The organism is Pedobacter jeongneungensis (assembly GCF_039538295.1).
Taxonomy (GTDB): domain Bacteria; phylum Bacteroidota; class Bacteroidia; order Sphingobacteriales; family Sphingobacteriaceae; genus Pedobacter; species Pedobacter jeongneungensis.
The window spans coordinates 570,136-589,547 of the sequence record NZ_BAABBY010000002.1 but is presented as its reverse complement, the minus strand read 5'-3'; the positions used below and the strand labels follow the sequence as shown (position 1 = coordinate 589,547).

The 19,412-nt window shown below is 43.4% G+C and carries 8 protein-coding genes; 2 read left to right on the top strand and 6 right to left on the bottom strand.

What is annotated here, in order from left to right:
* Window positions 1–621 precede the first annotated feature (621 nt).
* The gene (locus ABD769_RS06080; RefSeq protein ID WP_344850277.1) at window positions 622–1,776 is read left to right on the top strand and encodes a PepSY-associated TM helix domain-containing protein; all 1,155 of its coding nucleotides are present in this window, start codon (window positions 622–624) and stop codon (window positions 1,774–1,776) included.
* Between the two features lie 204 nt (window positions 1,777–1,980).
* On the opposite strand, the gene ABD769_RS06075 is transcribed toward ABD769_RS06080, so the two are convergent.
* Window positions 1,981–4,398, bottom strand: a complete 2,418-nt coding sequence (locus ABD769_RS06075) for a TonB-dependent receptor domain-containing protein (RefSeq protein ID WP_344850275.1) — start codon at window positions 4,396–4,398, stop codon at window positions 1,981–1,983.
* A gap of 100 nt (window positions 4,399–4,498) precedes the next feature.
* Entirely contained in the window at window positions 4,499–5,233 is a 735-nt protein-coding gene (locus ABD769_RS06070; protein ID WP_344850273.1) for a hypothetical protein, read from the bottom strand.
* Window positions 5,234–5,457: 224 nt separating this feature from the next.
* Here ABD769_RS06070 and ABD769_RS06065 point away from each other — a divergent pair, with 224 nt between their 5' ends.
* Window positions 5,458–5,814: a response regulator transcription factor gene (locus tag ABD769_RS06065; protein WP_344850272.1), complete on the top strand. Its 357-nt coding sequence runs from the start codon at window positions 5,458–5,460 to the stop codon at window positions 5,812–5,814.
* A 21-nt stretch (window positions 5,815–5,835) separates the two neighbouring features.
* On the opposite strand, the gene ABD769_RS06060 is transcribed toward ABD769_RS06065, so the two are convergent.
* The 4 genes from ABD769_RS06060 to ABD769_RS06045 form a co-directional block, all read right to left on the bottom strand.
* Window positions 5,836–7,788, bottom strand: a complete 1,953-nt coding sequence (locus tag ABD769_RS06060) for a PAS domain-containing sensor histidine kinase (RefSeq protein WP_344850270.1) — start codon at window positions 7,786–7,788, stop codon at window positions 5,836–5,838.
* A gap of 207 nt (window positions 7,789–7,995) precedes the next feature.
* Window positions 7,996–8,331 carry a hypothetical protein gene (locus ABD769_RS06055; RefSeq protein ID WP_344850269.1) on the bottom strand — a complete coding sequence of 112 codons (336 nt, stop codon included), beginning with the start codon at window positions 8,329–8,331 and terminating at the stop codon, window positions 7,996–7,998.
* A gap of 347 nt (window positions 8,332–8,678) precedes the next feature.
* Window positions 8,679–9,539 carry a PorP/SprF family type IX secretion system membrane protein gene (locus ABD769_RS06050; protein ID WP_344850267.1) on the bottom strand — a complete coding sequence of 287 codons (861 nt, stop codon included), beginning with the start codon at window positions 9,537–9,539 and terminating at the stop codon, window positions 8,679–8,681.
* Between the two features lie 14 nt (window positions 9,540–9,553).
* Complete coding sequence (locus tag ABD769_RS06045; RefSeq protein WP_344850264.1) at window positions 9,554–19,387, bottom strand: MBG domain-containing protein; 9,834 nt, start codon at window positions 19,385–19,387, stop codon at window positions 9,554–9,556.
* Between the last annotated feature and the right edge of the window lie 25 nt (window positions 19,388–19,412).

The following is a 19,412-nucleotide window of genomic DNA, read 5'->3' as shown; positions in this document are numbered from 1 at the left end:
GTATATTGTTTATTATAACTGGGAAAGACCACACCAGGGAATTAATGGTAAAAAACCGGCGGAAATGGCAAATATAAATAACAAAAAATAACTCTAGTTCATTACCGAATTACTAAACCTTTACAGCAATGACGACCTTTCTAAATCTGTCAATGGTAGCTTGTCGAAGGATCTTTAAGATGGAAAAGGTAAAATGGATGATGGAAATGAATCACCAATGATCAGTTAGCGATAGCCCTAGTATTGAGCCACAGAGGCGCGGAAACACGGAAAATTCAACTCGTGTTGTCATCCTGAACGAAGTTGAAGGATCTTTTAGGATGGAAAAGGTAAAATGGATGATGGAATTTCAATGATCAGTTAGCAAATGAATTAGAAATTAACTATATCTTAATGTTCTTAATTCCTTAATGGTGAAATTATTTATTGATAAAAATCAGTGACAGTTTTTGGCAAATGGCAGCCAGCATGAGGTCGTCATTGCAATTAAAACCTTACTACCGGCAGTATGTAATAATATTATAGCAGAGGCAATTCAGCGCAGAATCTTATTTTAATTTATTCTAAATTAACTTACTTTTGCAGCTATAATTCTATCTTAAGATAGCCAACAAACATTTCATGAGCTTAGGCACAATCAAAAAAACTGCAGCTAAAAAAAACGCATCAAAATCTCTCCTTAGTAAAACAGTTTCATTTCTTCACCTCTGGCTCGGGCTTTTGGCAGGAAGTGTGTTGATTATAGTTGCCTTAACGGGCTGCATCCTCTCTTTTGAAGATGAGCTTACCCCCTTGCTGTTTTCGAAAGAACAACAGGTAACACCAAAAGCCGAACGCTTACCGGCAGATTCGCTGGTTTCCATTGCCAAAACAAATTTTCCCAAAAAGAAAATCTTCAGGATGATCTTACCAGCTGAACCTAGCAGAAGTGTAAAAGCAACTTTTGGTACCAAAAAGGCTGGCTATGATTATGTGTACCTTAACCCTTATTCTGGTGAAATCCTTTCAAAAGGAAAAGAAAATAAGCGTTTTTTCGTTGTTGTACTCAATCTTCATCGTTTTTTACTTGCCGGAACGGTTGGAAAAACCATTACAGGCATTTCTTGTGCGATTACTTTTTTTATGACGATTAGCGGGCTTTATCTCTGGTGGCCAAAAAACAGGAAAGTATTAAAACAGCGTTTAGTTGTTAAGCAAAATGCTTCGTTTAAAAGAACAAACTGGGACCTGCATGCCGTGGGAGGTTTTTATGTAATGATTTTACTTTTCCTCATCACTTTAACCGGATTGATCTGGAGTTACGATTGGGTGGAAAACATGATGTTTAAACTTACCGATGGAAAAATTTCAAAACCCGAAGTGGTGAAACAACCTGAAGTAAAAGGAAAAAAGGAAGCTGGACTTTATGAAAAAATCATATCGGCAACCAACACGATTTATGCGCATCAGGGTGATTTAACCATAAATTTCCCTGATAAGAAGGATAAGCCTGTATTTGTGTCGAAAGAAAACGGCGAAGCAAGAGTAAATACAACAGATCAGGCTTATTTTAACAACCGCAATGGCGAACTGATCGAAAAACGTCCGTTTACAGGTTTAAGTTTGGGTAATCAGCTTCGTAAACTGAACAAACCGATCCATACAGGTAGCATTTTTGGCTGGCCGACCAAATTGCTGATGTTTATTGTGGCATTATTCACAGCATCGTTGCCGATTACCGGCTTATTGATTTATTTAGGCAGAGGTAAGAAGAAGAAAAAGGCAGTGGTAGCTTAATAAAAAAGCCGTCATCTCCAAAACGAAGCGAATGTAGATCCTTCGACAAGCTCAGGATGACAAGTAATATAAAATGGCCGTCATCTCGAAAACGCAGTGGAGCGAAGATCTATCCCGAGACAGGTTTTGCTTCGCAGCGCCTTCGGGTTCTCGACTTGTTGCACTCCGCTCGAAATGACGGCATTTTGGGAAGTTTTCCCTCTCTTAAAACTTCAATATAAAGTTTCCCGTAAATCTTGCCGGAGCCTGTGGCGTTAGGCGTACAGACCAGGCTTTTTCACTCGTTAGGTTATCTACTTTAAATCCGATACGGAATTTAGCATGATCGTAAAAAACACTTGCATCAAATATTTTATACGATGGAATAATAAATCTCGATAAACCACCTGTAAGCGTTGGATAAGTGTTGATATAATACGACTGGTCGCCAATGTTGCCTCCTACACCTGCACCAAGTCCTTTAAATTTACCCATCGGAATACGGTAGCTCACCCAGAAGTTATACGTGTTTGGCGGTCCGGTAACCCCCGGGCGAAGACCATTATTGCGTGGATCTGCAGCTGCAGTAACTTTACTGTCGTTATAAGCATAACCTGCCACAATGTTTAAGCCGTCAAAAGGATTTGCTGTTAATTCTACTTCCAATCCCCTGCTCAATTGCCCGCCGTCCTGAATAAAAAAGTTAACCGGATCTACAGGATCAGGGCGTACAATATTTTTAACCTTAATGTCGTAATAACTGATGGTACCCACCAGGCGGTGATCAAACAGATCAGCTTTTGCACCAAACTCCATCTGATCGGCATATTCTGCATCTACCCTGCTGCCATCGCTTTTAAGTCCGCTTTTGTTAAAAAAGCCGTTCATGTAATTTCCAAACAACGATAAATGATCTTTATACACTTCATAAACCAATCCCAGTTTTGGTGAAAGGTTGGTTTGTCCATAAGGACTATTTGCAGCAGTAGCCGTAGCAATACCACCAGAAAGTTGCCCGGTAATAATGTTGTAAACCCCTTTATTCTGGAAACGGTTTACCCTTAAACTCAACATGGCATTTAACCTGTCGGCGATACTAAAAACGTCTGAAACGTAAGCTGAATAGGTGTTATCGCCATTGTATTCTTTCCTTAACGTACCTCTGGAAGTTAACGAATCAACCTTAAACTGGCTGATGCGGTAAGTAGTTGGGGTATTGATAAAATCAACATCAGTTGGCCAGTTTACGGTAACACGGTCGAAATCGTTAAAATTGTTATAATAATCTACACCAACAACCATACGGTTCCGATGACCGGCAATTTTAAAATCACCTACAAAGTTCTGCTGGATATCTGTAGCAATAAACTGGGTATAGCCATTAATAATTTGCGGACGTATGGTGGTTTCAGACCTTGAATTTAAAGCTGTAATATTTCCACTGATTGACGAACGAGCCCGTGAAATAACGGTTTGTGAAGTCCACTCTTCTGAAATTTTATAATTAATCTGCCCAAAAATGTTCATCATCTGTGTTTTGTAAGGCAGATCGTTGCTCAGGAAGGTTTTATTATACGGAAAACCACTATCTGCAATTGATCTGGTAATTTCGGCAACGCCTGCAGGAACAGCAGTGTAAGGATTATACCTCACTACCGAAGTTCCGGTAGCCTGACCAAACTCTACATCAAGCAATAAAGATAAACGATCGGTAATCTGGTAAGAGAAACTAGGTGCAACACTTACACTGTTTGTAAAACCCTGCTCCTGAAAGCTATGTTCCCAGGTGGTAGCCCCGTTTAAACGAAACAAAGCAGTTCTATCGGCATTAATTGGTGTATTTACATCTACGGTTAACCTGTTAAAATTCCAGCTTCCGGTAGTGTAACCTACTTCGCCACCAAAACCATTGTAAGGTTTTTTGGTTACACGGTTGTATAAACCACCATAACTGCTCGAAATGCTGTTACCGAAAAGTGTAGCAGATGGACCTTTTATGGCTTCAATACGTTCCAGATTGGCCGGATCGATAAACGAAAAAGCTGCCCCGGCAACCCCGTTACGTGCATTTGGCTCGGTATCGAACCCACGCGAGCGGAAAGTAACACGGCCCTGGTTGGCAATCATCGGGATACCTGCACCCGGAACATTTTTAGCGATGCTTCCTAAATCAACAGCCATCTGTTCCTGAAATAATGCTTTCGGAACGGAGTTGTACACCTGCGGATTTTCGAGATTTTTAAGTGGCAAACGGGCAATGTACACACTTTCTTTCTGCGTAAATTTGTTGGTTGCACCTGCCACGGTAACCTCTTGCAATGCCTGTACATTCTCTTTTTCCAAACGGTAATCTGCAGTGGCAGTTTCGCCTGCTACAACAGTTATTTTTAAGTCTTTTTGAGGAGAACCCAATACCTGAATCCTTACAGTGTAACTTCCGGGAACGATATTAGAAAAAAAGTAATTTCCCTGCTCATCTGTAAGGGTTGTTTTATTGATTTCTAAAAGGGAAACCGATGCCGAGGCATAAGGCTGGCCATTTACCAAACTTACCTTACCGGATATTTTTCCGGGGAATTGGGCAAAAACGGTGTTGCCTGCAAACAAAAAGCAGGACAATAACATGAAGTAAAAAAATTTCATTAAATGATAATTATAAGGATGTCTGAATATTCGCGCAAATATAAAAACATTATTTATAATTAGTCTAAATAATTATGAGGGATTAGAAATTTAACATCATCTATTCAATAAACAGACAATAATTACACCTGTGGCGGATACCTGAATAAGCAACTCCCTGATAACTGCCCCCTTTCTGATCGACCCAATCTAAGCGAATAATATACATTCCTTTCGTGGCAGCCGAAAAAACCGCGGTTCCCTTTTCATCCAATACCAATTCTTTTTCCCAGTTTTCGGGGTTAAAAACCCTGAGTTTAGTTTTGGCCTTTGCCGGAACGTTATTTTGAAAAGCTTCAACTTTAATCATTTTCCCATCTTTTGTAATGGTGAGATCAAGAAATTGCATTGGCGTTAATTGTACTTGTGCCAAACCTACAACATATTGACTGCAGAGATAATCAACCGGCAGTACATTTTCTCCGCCAATTGCAGACCGGTCTACCACGGGGTGAGTATTATTGATTCCCAATATGCGGTATGTGCCCTTATTTTTTGGTGTAAATGAAGTTTCCCAGCAGTCGGCTTTCTGGTTGATTTGGAGGATCGTTTTTATGCCGGAAGGATCGATCAGGCTAAAGCTGAACGCTCCCGCAAGCTGAAGTTCTTTACCGGTTTGCCTGTGGCGGAATCCTAAATCATCGATATTGCCATAAATGAGCTGAACGGTTACTTTTTCGCCGGCTTTTCCCGAACCTTTAATTTCCATCCAGTAAGCACTTGCATAACTTAAAAACGGGATAAAAATAAAGCCAAGCAGGATAAAGATATTTCTTGCTGCAGATGTGGTTTTCATGTGGCAAAGATATGGGATCGAAGTAAGTTATTTGAAAAATGATCAAATGAAAGAATGAACAAATGACTAATGAACCAATGACCAATTAACAAATGACTAATGAACCAACGACCCATAAACGGCTTCCCCAACAAAAATGTTAAATAAAATACAGAATTTCTTAAAACAAATTATCTTTATTGCGGATTGTCTATCCGATACACGAACTAATATGTACTAACTATATGGGAAAAAAAATCAGCATTCTCGAAGATGATCAGGGAATCAGGGAAATCGTTGAACTTATTTTTTCGCAGGAAGATTATGAAGTTACAGGCTTTGCAAATGTAAATGATTTTATGAGCAGAAAATGTAATACAGTGCCTGATCTTTTCCTGCTTGATGTAATGCTTCCTGATGGAAATGGCCTGAATGTTTGCGATATGTTAAAATCAGAAAAAGCGACCAGTAATGTGCCTGTACTGATGATGAGTGCACATGCAGACTTGATTACGATGAAAAACCAATGTAAGGCAGATGGGTTTATTTCTAAACCATTCGACATTGATCATTTAATTAATATGGTAAAAGAGACCATTTAAAAAACATCATCAGCGCAACATTTATTCTTCTTTTTCACCAAGCGGAAGCGTAAAGTAAAAATTACTGCCCTGTCCGGGTTCACTTTCTACGCCAATTTCGCCACCGTGGCGCTGCACAATATCTGCACAGATAAAAAGCCCTAAACCAAGGCCCGAAACCTGGGTACCCCTTTCATCGGCCCTGAAATAGCGGTCGAACAGGTGCGGAAGTTTATCAGCAGGGATTCCGGGGCCATTATCGCGGACAGAAACCTTTACCATCTCACCTAATGATTTTATGCCCAGAAAAATCTCCCTGGAGTCTGGCGCATATTTTACGGCATTGTTAACCAGATTAACCACAACCTGATCAATACGGTGTTCATCGGCATAAACCATCAGGCTTTTATCGCCTTCTAAAATCAATTCGTGACTACCAGATTCCCTTACGTGGATACAGCATTTTTCGAGCATATCGCTAAGGTTAAACCAGTTCTTTTTAAGGCCAACATGCCCCTGGTTAATTTTGGATACATTGAGCAGATCATCTACCAGTTCGGTAATTTTATCCATACTCCTGGACGCCTGATCAATCACTTTTGGAAAAAGCACCGTATTGGGGTTTTCGCGCATCCTTACCAATAACTGAAGCGAAGCTTTTAATGTGGTTAAAGGGGTTTTGAGTTCGTGACTGGCAATTGAAATAAAATCGTCTTTTTGCTGTTGCAGGGCTTTGTACACGGTAATATCCATCACCGTACCAAGCGTGCGCAAACGGTTTCCGTTTGCATCAAAATAAACTTTTGCCTGAAACCTGAGCCATTTTAAAGGCAAGCCTTTGGGGATGTACCTGGCCTCGTAAAAAATCCGCCCTGTTTTCCTGGCCTCCTCATGTGCCAGAACACTTAAATGGACATCATCGGGGTGATAATGATCAATAATGGTTTCGCGGTTTACTCCATTTCCAAGACCAAAAATTTCATCAAAACGGGCTGAGCCCACCAGTTCGCCAGTTTTATAATTGAGGTCGTAGGTGCCTATTTCTGCTGCTTCTACCGCTAGGCGGATGCGTTCTTCTACTTCTTCTACTGCATGCCGGGTGCGCACTTTTTCGGATACATCGATACCAACCACCATTACTGCAGAAACGTTTCCTGACAGATCACTTACGGGTTCATATACAAAATCGACAAAAACCTGTTCTGCCAATCCGTTCCGGATAAGCGTGAGCTCCGCTTCTTTTGCAAAAAATGCTTCGCCCGACTGAAAAACTTTCTCCATTACCGGGGCGTAAACTTCGGCTGCTTCGGGCACGCCATCCCAAATGGGTTTTCCATCCAATTGAGTACGTTCTTTTCCCACGAGTTCTAAATAGCGGTCGTTTAGTTCAGTCACTACCAAATCATTCGCCCTGATTACACAAATGGCAAAAGGAGCTTGCTGGATCAGGCTTCTGAACCTTCCTTCGCTAAGTTCGAGTAAACGTGTCGATTCGGTAAGTTCTTCATTCGTTGTGGCGAGTTCCTCGTTGCTGGCGGCAAGCGCTTCGTTTATGGCTGCTAATCTTTCATTGTTTTCTACCGCTTCTAAACCCATCCGGCTAATGTTACTTGCCGATTCTACCAGCTGGGTAACATCTGTTGCGTAACAAACTACACCTATCACTTGGTGATCTGCATCCTTAACGGGCTGGTAGGAAAAGGTATAATAAAAAGTTTTGAGCTGGCCGTCAATCATCAGGTCGGCACGATCGTTTACCGCGTAATAAGCTTCTCCCGTTCTCATTACCTGGCGTAACAATGCTTCAAAAGGCTGACCATCAATTTCAGGGAGTGCTTCTAAAAACCGTTTGCCAATTACAGAAGCATCTTTTCCCCAGGCTTTTAATGTTGCGGCATTTGCCAAAGCAACGCGAAGTTCTTCACCAAGGATCAGGTATATAGGGTAAGGTGAGCCTTCAATAAGCCCGGCCAGAATTTCTTTATCAAGGATCATAATAGGGATAAATAGCAAAACAACGTTTTGAACGTGATATGCCCGTTACGAAGTTAAAAAAGAAGTGGAAATATTGCTAATGCCTGATGGATAATTTTGGATGGAGGTTTTCGGTTAACAGTTTTCAGTTAACAGTTCTCAATTTTCAATAACCAATTAACAAATGACCAATAAACCAATGACCAATAAACCAGTGAACCAGAAAAACTATTTATCTTCCTCGCCGGCAATGCCCAGATTACGTACCACGTTGAGCACACCGGTTTGCCAATGCAGGTAGCCCAGCATTCCGCAGATATCAATTACCTTTGCTTCAATTTTCGAAGGCACATCATTCACTACGCGGAAGCGGATTTTATATTTCGGATTATAACTGATGTAAATAATGATATCATCGTTACGCTCACCAACATCAGCAAGAAAGGCAAGATGTTGATCGCGCAGCTCATCAGCCGCTTGCTGCAAACGTCCATTCATTAATCTCGAAAGTGCTTTATCAGGAACAAAATCTGTCTCCAGGATAGCCAATACCGTAACGACCATGAACGCAAAAGTAAAAACCTAAATCATACCTGCAAATACAATCTCTCAAACTACTGAAAATGAGCCTGAATAATTTTGCAGATTCTCTCACAAATGGCAAAAAACGATAAAAAGGAGTCGAAAAGAATATATTTGCCGCTCTATTCGTGTTTTGGATATTATTAACAGATTATTATCCCTCAGACGAGACTCAAAAGCTTATGCATTGCGATTAAAGAAGAAAGTTTAACAGACCTTTTATTGATAGATCAGCAGTATTTCTGCTGTCTGTTTTAGTCAAAAAAAAACGGACACCAAATGGCGCCCGTTTTTATAAATTTATCGTATTGGTTTAACGTGTAGGTTTGTTACCAATTGATACCTAAATTGATTTCGAAACTTCCTGCAGTATAACCGCTTAATGCACCGGTTTGAGTAGTGTAAGAAGTATTAATGGTGTATTTCTTTTTGTAATGTAAGCCTACTCCAAAACTTGCGGCTTTACTGGTATGGTACATGGCTGTAAACAGTACCTGTTGGTTAGCAACACCAAACTGACCGCCAACATCAACAATATCTGCGATTTCTGTAAATGAACGATAAGCTACCTTTGGCTGGAAAACATTATCGCCCAATTGGAACTTGTAACCTGCCGAAGCATATACCACAGGGGTATTGATCAGTTTAAAATTATCTCTTTTGAAATAATTTTTCAGGTTTACCATGGCCACATCGGCATTAAAGCCTTTAGTGGTTAGCCCCACTCCGAAGTCTCCATCAAAATATGTTTTATGGTCGGTATTGTAAACACCTATCTGGCCATCGTTAGGGTTACCAATAAGATCCTGCATATCTATTCTCTGGTTCATAAAACCTGCTGATAAACCGAAGTGTAATTTAGCCGATTCACTGAGAGGAAGATGATATGCATAAGTTGCCAGGATACGTGTTTGCCTCTGCAAACCAGCCTTATCAAGGTTCATGTTTAACCCAACGCCTACCCTTTCCCAACCGTAGGTAGCGGTAAGGTTCTGAATCATAGGTGCTCCAGGCACATCGTTCCACTGCGAGCGGAAAGCAAGATCTAAATCCGCACCTTCTGCTACCCCGGCCATTGCCGGGTTAGCGAGATAGGTATTATTGAAATATTGGTTTAACAACGGACTGGTTTGTGCGCTTACCTTCGAAACCCCGATAAGAGCAAGCAGTATCAATATTTTTGTTTTCATCGTTTTCATTTTTCTTAACGGTTTCTGATAATCGTGATAAATCCTTTTTGAACAAGTTTATCTGGTCCATAAGTTATGATGTAGTAGTAGGTACCTTCGGCAAGATCGTTTCCGCCAATTGTTCCGTTCCAGCTGTTATCATATCCTTTTTTATTATACATTTCTCTACCATTGCGGTCGAATATCCTCACTTCGTTGCTTGGATACATGTCGATGTTTTGTATAATCCAGGTATCATTCACACCATCGCCGTTAGGTGTTAAGATGTTATTGGCTACAACTTTGTAATCTTCGTTCACTTTAATGGTGATTGTTGATATACTGCTACATCCGCTTGCATTGGTTACACGAACCGTATAAGTTGTGGTTTGTGCCGGGCGGACAGTAAGTGTAGCTGTGTTCTGACCACTAATGATTCCGCTTGCTGCAGACCAGCTGTAGCTTGTACCACCACTTGCTGTTAATATTGCAGTTTCACCTTTACTGATCTCAGTACCTTTATTGCTTACGATGTTTGCCGTTGGAAGCGCGTTTATGGTTAGGGTACCATTTACATACACAAAACTATAGTTGCCTGCCACAGCATTTGCCGGAACGAGTGCGTATGTACCGGCTACATTTCTGTTTGCCGTGGTGGTTACGGTAGGTTTAGTGCTTAACGAACTTTCGGTATCGCCTGCTTTAAAGCCACTGTATGTTACTGCAAATGTTGGGAAACCGTCAGACTGGCACATTACTGCATTGCTCGCCGTAACGGTAAGTACTGCTTTGTTAATGGTGAGATTAGCGCCTACATAAGTAATTGCATAGTTGCCGTTTAAAGCAACTGTACCCTGATTAATTGCATATGTACCTGCGTTTTCTCCAGCTGTTCTGGTTAAACTTCCGCTAAAGCTATCACCTGTTTGTAATGCCGGAGCAAAAGTATAGGTTAAAGCAGGATCGGTATCGCCATAGGTTTTACTCTTCGCTGCCGCAGTTACCGTAATGGTTTTAGCGCTTATTGTAAGGTTGGCACCAACATAAGTTAAGGTGTAGTTGCTGTTTAAGGCAAGTGTACCCTGATTGATGGCATAATTACCTACATTTTCACCAGCTGTACGGGTTAATGATCCTGTAAAGCTATCGCCTGTAATCAACGCCGGAGCGAATGTATAAGTTAAAGCCGGATCGGCATCACCATACGTTTTGCTCTTAGCGGTAGCGGTTACGGTGATCGTTTTCTTAGTGATGGTTAAATTAGCACCAACATAAGTTAAGGTGTAATTAGGATTTAAAGCTAATGTACCCTGATTGATGCCATAAGTACCGATAGTTTCTCCAGCTGTTCTGGTCAGTGATCCTGTAAAGGCATCAGTACCTACCAATGCCGGAGCAAAGGTATAAGTTAAGGCCGGATCAGCATCGCCATAGGCTTTACTTTTCGCTGCTGCGGTTACCGTTACTGTTTTCTTACCGATGGTTAAATCAGCACCAACATAAGTTAAGGTATAATTAGGGCTTAAAGCTAATGTACCCTGGTTAATGCCATAAGTACCGATATTTTCGCCAGCTGTTCTGGTTAGTGATCCTGTAAAGGCATCAGTACCTACCAATGCCGGAGCAAAAGTATAGGTTAAGGCAGGATCAGCATCGCCATAGGTTTTGCTTTTCGCTGCTGCGGTTACCGTGATCGTTTTCTTACCGATGGTTAAATCAGCACCTACATAAGTTAAGGTGTAATTAGGACTTAAAGCTAACGTACCCTGGTTAATGCCATAAGTACCGATGTTCTCACCAGCTGTTCTGGTCAGTGATCCTGTAAAGGCATCAGTACCTACCAATGCCGGAGCAAAAGTATAGGTTAATGCAGGATCAGCATCGCCATAGGTTTTACTTTTCGCTGCTGCGGTTACCGTTACTGTTTTCTTACCGATGGTTAAATCAGCACCAACATAAGTTAAGGTATAATTAGGACTTAAAGCTAAAGTACCCTGGTTAATGCCATAAGTACCGATGTTCTCACCAGCTGTTCTGGTCAGTGATCCTGTAAAGGCATCAGTACCTACCAACGCCGGAGCAAAAGTATAGGTTAAGGCCGGATCAGCATCGCCATAAGTTTTGCTTTTCGCTGCTGCGGTTACCGTGATGGTTTTCTTACCGATGGTTAAATCAGCACCAACATAAGTTAAGGTGTAATTAGGACTCAAGGTTAATGTACCCTGGTTGATGCCATAAGTACCGATATTTTCACCAGCTGTTCTGGTCAGTGATCCTGTAAAGGCATCAGTACCTACCAACGCCGGAGCAAAAGTATAGGTTAAGGCCGGATCAGCATCGCCATAAGTTTTGCTTTTCGCTGCTGCGGTTACCGTGATGGTTTTCTTACCGATGGTTAAATCAGCACCAACATAAGTTAAGGTGTAATTAGGACTCAAGGTTAATGTACCCTGGTTGATGCCATAAGTACCGATATTTTCACCAGCTGTTCTGGTCAGTGATCCTGTAAAGGCATCAGTACCTACCAATGCCGGAGCAAAAGTATAGGTTAAGGCCGGATCAGCATCGCCATAGGTTTTGCTTTTCGCTGCTGCGGTTACCGTGATCGTTTTCTTACCGATAGTTAAATCAGCACCAACGTAAGTTAAGGTGTAATTAGGACTTAAAGCTAAGGTACCCTGGTTAATGCCATAAGTACCGATATTTTCGCCAGATGTTCTGGTCAGTGATCCTGTAAAGGCATCAGTACCTACCAATGCCGGAGCAAAAGTATAGGTTAATGCAGGATCAGCATCGCCATAGGTTTTGCTTTTCGCTGCTGCGGTTACCGTGATTGTTTTTGGAGAGATCACCAAACTTCCTGTTGCCGCAGTAGCGGTATAATTGTTATTGGTTAACGTTGCCGAAACTGCATAAGTACCAGCCGCCGTTGGAGCAGTTGATAAACCATCATAAGTAATGCTTACTCCGGTTAAACCTGAAGGGCTGGTTGTTGCTGTTGCTGATTTCGGAGCGCCGTCGAACACCTGCGCTAAATTACCCAGGGTAATGGTTGCATTTGCTTTATTTACGGTTAATATTTGTACTACATCTGTGGCTGGATCATAACCTGAACCACCAGCTTGTGATGCGGTAATATCTGCCGTACCAGCACCTGTAATTGTTAACACATTACCGCTTATAGTAGCTACCGACGTGTTACTTGAGGTATAGGTTAGCGGTAAACCAGAACTAGCAGTTCCAGTAAGCGTTAACGGACTGTTTCCAAACGTTTGTGCTGGAAGCGCTGCGAATGTTATGGTTTGCGCACTTGTAATTGATTCGATTGTAAATGCTTTTGAAGCTGTTTGGCTACAACCACTTTCTGTTACTGTAATCACAAAATTAAATGTACCAGATGCTGTTGGTGTTCCGGTGATGTTACCGGCGCTGCTTAATGTTAAGCCTGCAGGTAAATTGCCGGTGGTTACAGCATAAGTATAGGTTCCATTTCCACCAGTGGCATTAATTGCCTGAGTATAAGATACCGCAACGTGAGATGAAGGAAGACTCGCAGTAGTAATACCCAATGCTGCCGGTTGCGTAATGGTAAAGCTTTGTGTGGTTTGGCAAAGGTTAGCATCTGTAACTGTTACAGTATAGGTACCTGCAGCCAGGCCTGTAGCCGTTGCAGCAGTCCCCCCGCCTGGAGCCCACGAATAGGTATATGCTCCGGTACCGCCGGTTACATTAACTGTAGCAGTGCCGGTTGAACCTCCATTACAAAGCACATTTGATTGTGCGCCAGCTGATGCAACAAGTGCTGCCGGCTGCGTAATGGTAAAGCTTTGTGTAGTTTGGCAAAGGTTGGCATCTGTAACTGTTACGGTATAGGTTCCTGCGGCCAGGCCTGTAGCCGTTGCAGCAGTACCCCCGCTTGGAGCCCACGAATAGGTATAAGTTCCGGTACCGCCTGTTACATTAACTGTAGCCGAACCATTGCCTGCACCATTACAACTCACATTGGTTTTCGCTCCAGCTGAAACAACAAGTGCTGCTGGTTGTGTGATGGTAAAGCTTTGTGTTGTTTGACAAAGGTTGGCATCTTTGATGGTTACGGTATAGGTACCAGCAGCTAAACCTGTAGCTGTTGCCCCTGTACCACCGCTAGGTGCCCATAAATAAGTGTAAGCTCCTGTTCCGCCGGTTACATTAACTGTAGCCGAACCATTGTTGGCACCGTTACAAATGATATTGGTTTGTGAAGGGGTAACAACAATTGCTGTTGGCTGGGTAATTGTAAATGTACGGGTAGCTGTACATAGATTTGCATCTGTAATGGTTACTGTGTAAGTACCGGCTGTAAGGCCTGTTGCCGTAGCGGCAGTACCGCCACTTGGCGACCATGAATAGGTATAACCACCAGCTCCGCCGCTTGCAGTTACCGATGCACTACCATTAGCTCCGCCGTTGCATGAAAGATTGGTTTGTGCACCAGTTGTGGTGATTGCCGTTGGCTGGGTAATGGTAAAGGTACGGGTTGCTGTACATAAATTTGCATCTTTAATGGTTACCGTATAAGTACCAGCAGAAAGGCCTGTTGCCGTTGCAGCAGTACCGCCACTTGGCGACCATGAATAGGTATAACCACCAGCTCCCCCACTTGCAGTTACCGATGCCGTACCGTTAGATCCGCCATTACATGAAAGATTGGTTTGTGCACCAGTTGTGGTGATTGCAGTTGGCTGGGTAATCGTAAATGTACGGGTAGCTGTGCATAGATTTGCATCGGTTATAGTTACGACATAAGTACCAGCAGAAAGGCCTGTTGCCGTTGCAGCAGTACCGCCACTTGGCGACCATGAATAAGTATAACCACCAGCTCCGCCGCTTGCAGTTACCGATGCACTACCATTAGCTCCGCCGTTGCATGAAAGATTGGTTTGTGCGGCGGTTGTAGTAATTGCTGTTGGCTGGGTAATCGTGAACGTACGGGTTGCCGTACATAGATTTGCATCTGTAATGGTTACCGTATAAGTACCTGCAGCCAGGCCTGTCGCCGTTGCAGCAGTACCTCCACTTGGCGACCATGAATAAGTATAACCACCAGCTCCGCCGCTTGCAGTTACCGATGCCGTACCGTTAGATCCGCCGTTGCATGAAATATTGGTTTGTGCACCAGTTGTGGTGATTGCAGTTGGCTGGGTAATCGTAAATGTACGGGTAGCTGTACATAGATTTGCATCTGTAATGGTTACCGTGTAAGTACCAGCAGCGAGGCCTGTTGCCGTTGCAGCAGTACCGCCACTTGGCGACCATGAATAAGTATAACCACCAGCTCCGCCGCTTGCGGTTACCGATGCCGTACCATTAGTTCCGCCATTGCATGAAATATTGGTTTGTGCGCCGGTTGTAGTAATTGCTGTTGGCTGGGTAATCGTGAACGTACGGGTAGCTGTACATAGATTTGCATCTCTAATGGTTACCGTATAAGTACCTGCAGCAAGGCCTGTCGCCGTAGCGGCAGTACCGCCACTTGGCGACCATGAATAAGTATAACCACCAGCTCCCCCACTTGCAGTTACCGATGCCGTACCGTTAGCTCCGCCATTACATGAAAGATTGGTTTGTGCGCCGGTTGTGGTAATTGCCGTTGGCTGGGTAATCGTAAACGTACGGGTTGCCGTGCATAGATTTGCATCGGTTATAGTTACGACATAAGTACCAGCAGAAAGGCCTGTTGCCGTTGCAGCAGTACCGCCACTTGGCGACCATGAGTAAGTATAACCACCAGCTCCGCCGCTTGCAGTTACCGATGCACTACCATTAGCCCCTCCATTGCATGAAAGATTGGTTTGTGCGGCGGTTGTGGTAATTGCTGTTGGCTGGGTAATCGTAAACGTACGGGTAGCTGTACATAGATTTGCATCTGTAATGGTTACCGTGTAAGTACCAGCAGCGAGGCCTGTTGCCGTTGCAGCAGTACCGCCACTTGGCGACCATGAGTAAGTATAACCACCAACTCCGCCGCTTGCAGTTACCGATGCACTACCATTAGTTCCGCCATTGCATGAAATATTGGTTTGTGCGCCGGTTGTAGTAATTGCTGTTGGCTGAGTAATCGTGAACGTACGGGTAGCTGTACATAGATTTGCATCTTTAATGGTTACCGTATAAGTACCTGCAGCCAGGCCTGTCGCCGTAGCGGCAGTACCGCCACTTGGCGACCATGAATAAGTATAACCACCAGCTCCCCCACTTGCAACTACCGATGCCGTACCGTTAGATCCGCCATTACATGAAAGATTGGTTTGTGCGCCGGTTGTGGTGATTGCAGTTGGCTGGGTAATCGTAAACGTACGGGTAGCCGTGCATAGATTTGCATCGGTTATAGTTACAACATAAGTACCGGCAGAAAGGCCTGTTGCCATTGCAGCTGTACCGCCACTTGGCGACCATGAATAAGTATAACCACCAGCTCCGCCACTTGCAGTTACCGATGCACTACCATTAGCTCCGCCGTTACACGAAAGATTGGTTTGTGCGGCGGTTGTGGTAATGGCTGTTGGCTGGGTAATTGTAAACGTACGGGTAGCTGTACATAGATTTGCATCTGTAATGGTTACCGTGTAAGTACCAGCAGCAAGGCCTGTTGCCGTAGCGGCAGTACCGCCACTCGGCGACCATGAATAAGTATAACCACCAGCTCCGCCACTTGCAGTTACCGATGCACTACCATTAGTTCCGCCGTTGCACGAAATATTGGTTTGTGCGCCAGTTGTAGTAATTGCTGTTGGCTGGGTAATGGTAAAACTTTGTGTTTTGGTACAGCCATTTGCATCAGTTGCAGTTACTGTCCAAACACCTGCGGTAAGACCGGTTACACTACGGGTTCCATCGCCGGTTGGCGTACCAGGACTCCAATCATATGTAATCGTTCCTGTTCCTCCTGTTGCAGCTGTAACACTCGCAGCACCGTTACTTCCACCAAAACATGAAACATTTGTTTGGCTTTGTAAATTAAGGCCACTAATTGCGGTTGGCTGGGTAATGGTAAAGGTACGTGTAGCCGTACAAAGATTTGCATCTGTTATAGTTACAACATAGGTACCAGCAGCGAGGCCTGTTGCCGTAGCAGCAGTACCGCCACTTGGCGACCATGAATAAGTATAACCACCAGCTCCGCCACTTGCAGTTACCGATGCCGCACCATTAGTTCCGCCGTTGCATGAAATATTGGTTTGTGCGCCGGTTGTAGTAATTGCTGTTGGCTGGGTAATCGTAAATGTACGGGTAGCTGTACAACTGTTTGCATCGGTTATAGTTACTACATAGGTACCGGCAGTAAGGCCAGTTGCCGTTGCAGCAGTACCGCCGCTTGGCGACCATGAATAAGTATAACCACCAGCTCCGCCGCTTGCAGTTACCGATGCACTACCATTAGCTCCGCCGTTGCACGAAAGATTGGTTTGTGCACCAGTTGTAGTAATTGCTGTTGGCTGGGTAATGGTAAAACTTTGTGTTTTGGTACAATTATTTGCATCCGTAACGGTTACAGTATAGGTACCTGCTGCTAAGCCAGTTGCCGTAGCAGCTGTACCACCACTTGGTGACCATAAATAAGTATATGAACCTGTTCCTCCTGTTGCAGATACAGTAGCAGAACCATTAGTTCCGCCGAAACATGAAACGTTAGTTTGGTTTAAAGCTGTTGTGCTAATCGCAGTTGGCTGGGTTACCGTAACATTTACAGTACCTGTACAGCCGTTTGCATCGGTAATGACAACCGAATAACTACCAGCTGCTAAACCTGTTCTGTCTTCGGTAGTAACTCCACCACCCCAGTTAAAGGTATATGGTGCAGTACCGCCTGCTGGCGTAAGGTTGATAGCCCCGTTTGTGCCACCATTACAAGCAATATTGGTTACTACTGTTGTTCCTGATACCGCTGAAGCAGGTTGAGTTACCGTAACATTTACAGTACCGGTACAGCTATTGGCATCGGTAATGATTACCGAATAACTACCAGCCGCTAAACCTGTTCTATCTTCGGTAGTAATGCCTCCACCCCAGTTAAATGTATATGGAGCCGTACCACCTGTTGGCGTAAGGTTAATTGATCCGGTTGTACCGCCAAAACAAGCAATATTAGTTACAACTGTAGATCCAGATATAGCTGTGGGCTGAGTTACGGTAGCAGTAACTGTACCTGTACAACCATTGGCATCGGTAATAATAACCGAATAATTACCAGCAGCTAAACCTGTTCTGTCTTCGGTAGTAATACCACCGCCCCAGTTAAAGGTATATGGTGCAGTACCACCAGTTGGCGTAAGATTAATTGAGCCATTTGTGCCACCATTACAGGCAACATTAGTAATTACCCTGGTTCCCGACACTGCTGAAGCAGGCTGACTTACCGTAACATTTACAGTACCTGTACAGCCGTTTGCATCGGTAATAATAACCGAATAATTACCAGCAGCTAAACCTGTTCTGTCTTCAGTAGTAACTCCACCACCCCAGTTAAAGGTATATGGTGCTGTACCGCCTACTGGCGTAAGGTTGATAGCCCCGTTTGTGCCACCATTACAAGCAATATTAGTTACTACGGTAAATCCTGATACTGCTGAAGCGGGTTGATTAATGGTAATACTTCTTGTAATTTGTGTAGATTCATTATCTGTTATTGTACAGGTATAAGTTCCAGGACTTAAACCGGTAGCTGTAGCCCCGGTTCCTCCCGATGGCGACCATGAATACGTGTAAGGCGTAGCGCCACCTGTTATGCTTACTGTTGCCGTACCATTGGAACCACCAAAACAAGATACATCAGTTTTACTTATTGTTGCTGATAAAGCGGCATTGGTGGTAAAAGTTAAATCTGATCCATAACTTGTCCCTGCTGTATTGGTAGCATAAGCCCTGAAATGAATAAGCGTTCCGGCCGGTAAACCAGAAACAACACCACTAAAAGTACCCGTTCCGGTTCCATTGGCAACTTTATTATTAGAAATTGTTGGGTTAGCCGTTGTTGCCCATACAATACCTCTTTCTGTTACAGGCGTTCCGCCATCGGCAGTTACATTTCCACCCAGTGTAGCTTTTAAAGATCCTACGCCTGTTGCTGCACCTGTTGTAATGGTTGGTGTTACGGGTGTTGGCGTTTCAAATAAACGAAAATTATCAACAGCAAGCTCCTGCGACCCTACAGCATTTGCATGGCAATTCATCCTGATATTTAAAAGCGATCCGGTTCCCGGAATGTTTACGCCAAATTCTGCAAAAGCATAAGATAAACTTGCGCCATCTCCTTGTAAATCACCAGTAGTTTCTAATTGAAGTGTACTGGCAGATCCTGCATCATTTGGTGCCAGGTTGGCATAAAATGCTATTGCCCTCACCCATGGACCGCCATCAATCTGATATTCGAAAGCCAGAAAATCCTGTGCAGGTAACGCTGGAGGTACCACATTATTAAAGTTAGATCCTTGCCATGCACCAAGTGGGTTAGCAGCAAAAAGCCCCTTAAATGATAAACCTGTTTTTCCACTAATGTTGATATTATTCCAGGTTACCTGTTGGTTTGCAGGGATAGAATTATTAATATTAGTTGGACCTTTATCAATATCCTCGCCTGCAAAAAATTTAATACCCTGATAACCATTATAAACACCGTTTTGCAGATTCAGCTGTGATGGGATTGCTCGTGTAAAGTAGGATGTCCATGTTGGACTTCCATTGTTAAATTCAACAGAAGGAACCCTTGTCCCGGAACTTGGCGCTCCGGTATCCTCGAAGGTATCGCTCCAAAATTGGATCTGTGCGCTGGCTCCCATGTAGAAGAAACAGAGGAGCAGTGTAAAAATTAAAGTAAAGTTTTTTTTCATAATTCCAGAGTTTAAAAATTGAATT

Coding starts and splice junctions, on each gene's coding strand:
- ABD769_RS06045 (WP_344850264.1), bottom strand. CDS start 19,387: ATGAAAAAAAACTTTACTTTAATTTTTACACTGCTCCTCTGTTTCTTC.
- ABD769_RS06060 (WP_344850270.1), bottom strand. CDS start 7,788: ATGATCCTTGATAAAGAAATTCTGGCCGGGCTTATTGAAGGCTCACCT.
- ABD769_RS06075 (WP_344850275.1), bottom strand. CDS start 4,398: ATGAAATTTTTTTACTTCATGTTATTGTCCTGCTTTTTGTTTGCAGGC.
- ABD769_RS06055 (WP_344850269.1), bottom strand. CDS start 8,331: ATGGTCGTTACGGTATTGGCTATCCTGGAGACAGATTTTGTTCCTGAT.
- ABD769_RS06050 (WP_344850267.1), bottom strand. CDS start 9,539: ATGAAAACAAAAATATTGATACTGCTTGCTCTTATCGGGGTTTCGAAG.
- ABD769_RS06080 (WP_344850277.1), top strand. CDS start 622: ATGAGCTTAGGCACAATCAAAAAAACTGCAGCTAAAAAAAACGCATCA.
- ABD769_RS06065 (WP_344850272.1), top strand. CDS start 5,458: ATGGGAAAAAAAATCAGCATTCTCGAAGATGATCAGGGAATCAGGGAA.
- ABD769_RS06070 (WP_344850273.1), bottom strand. CDS start 5,233: ATGAAAACCACATCTGCAGCAAGAAATATCTTTATCCTGCTTGGCTTT.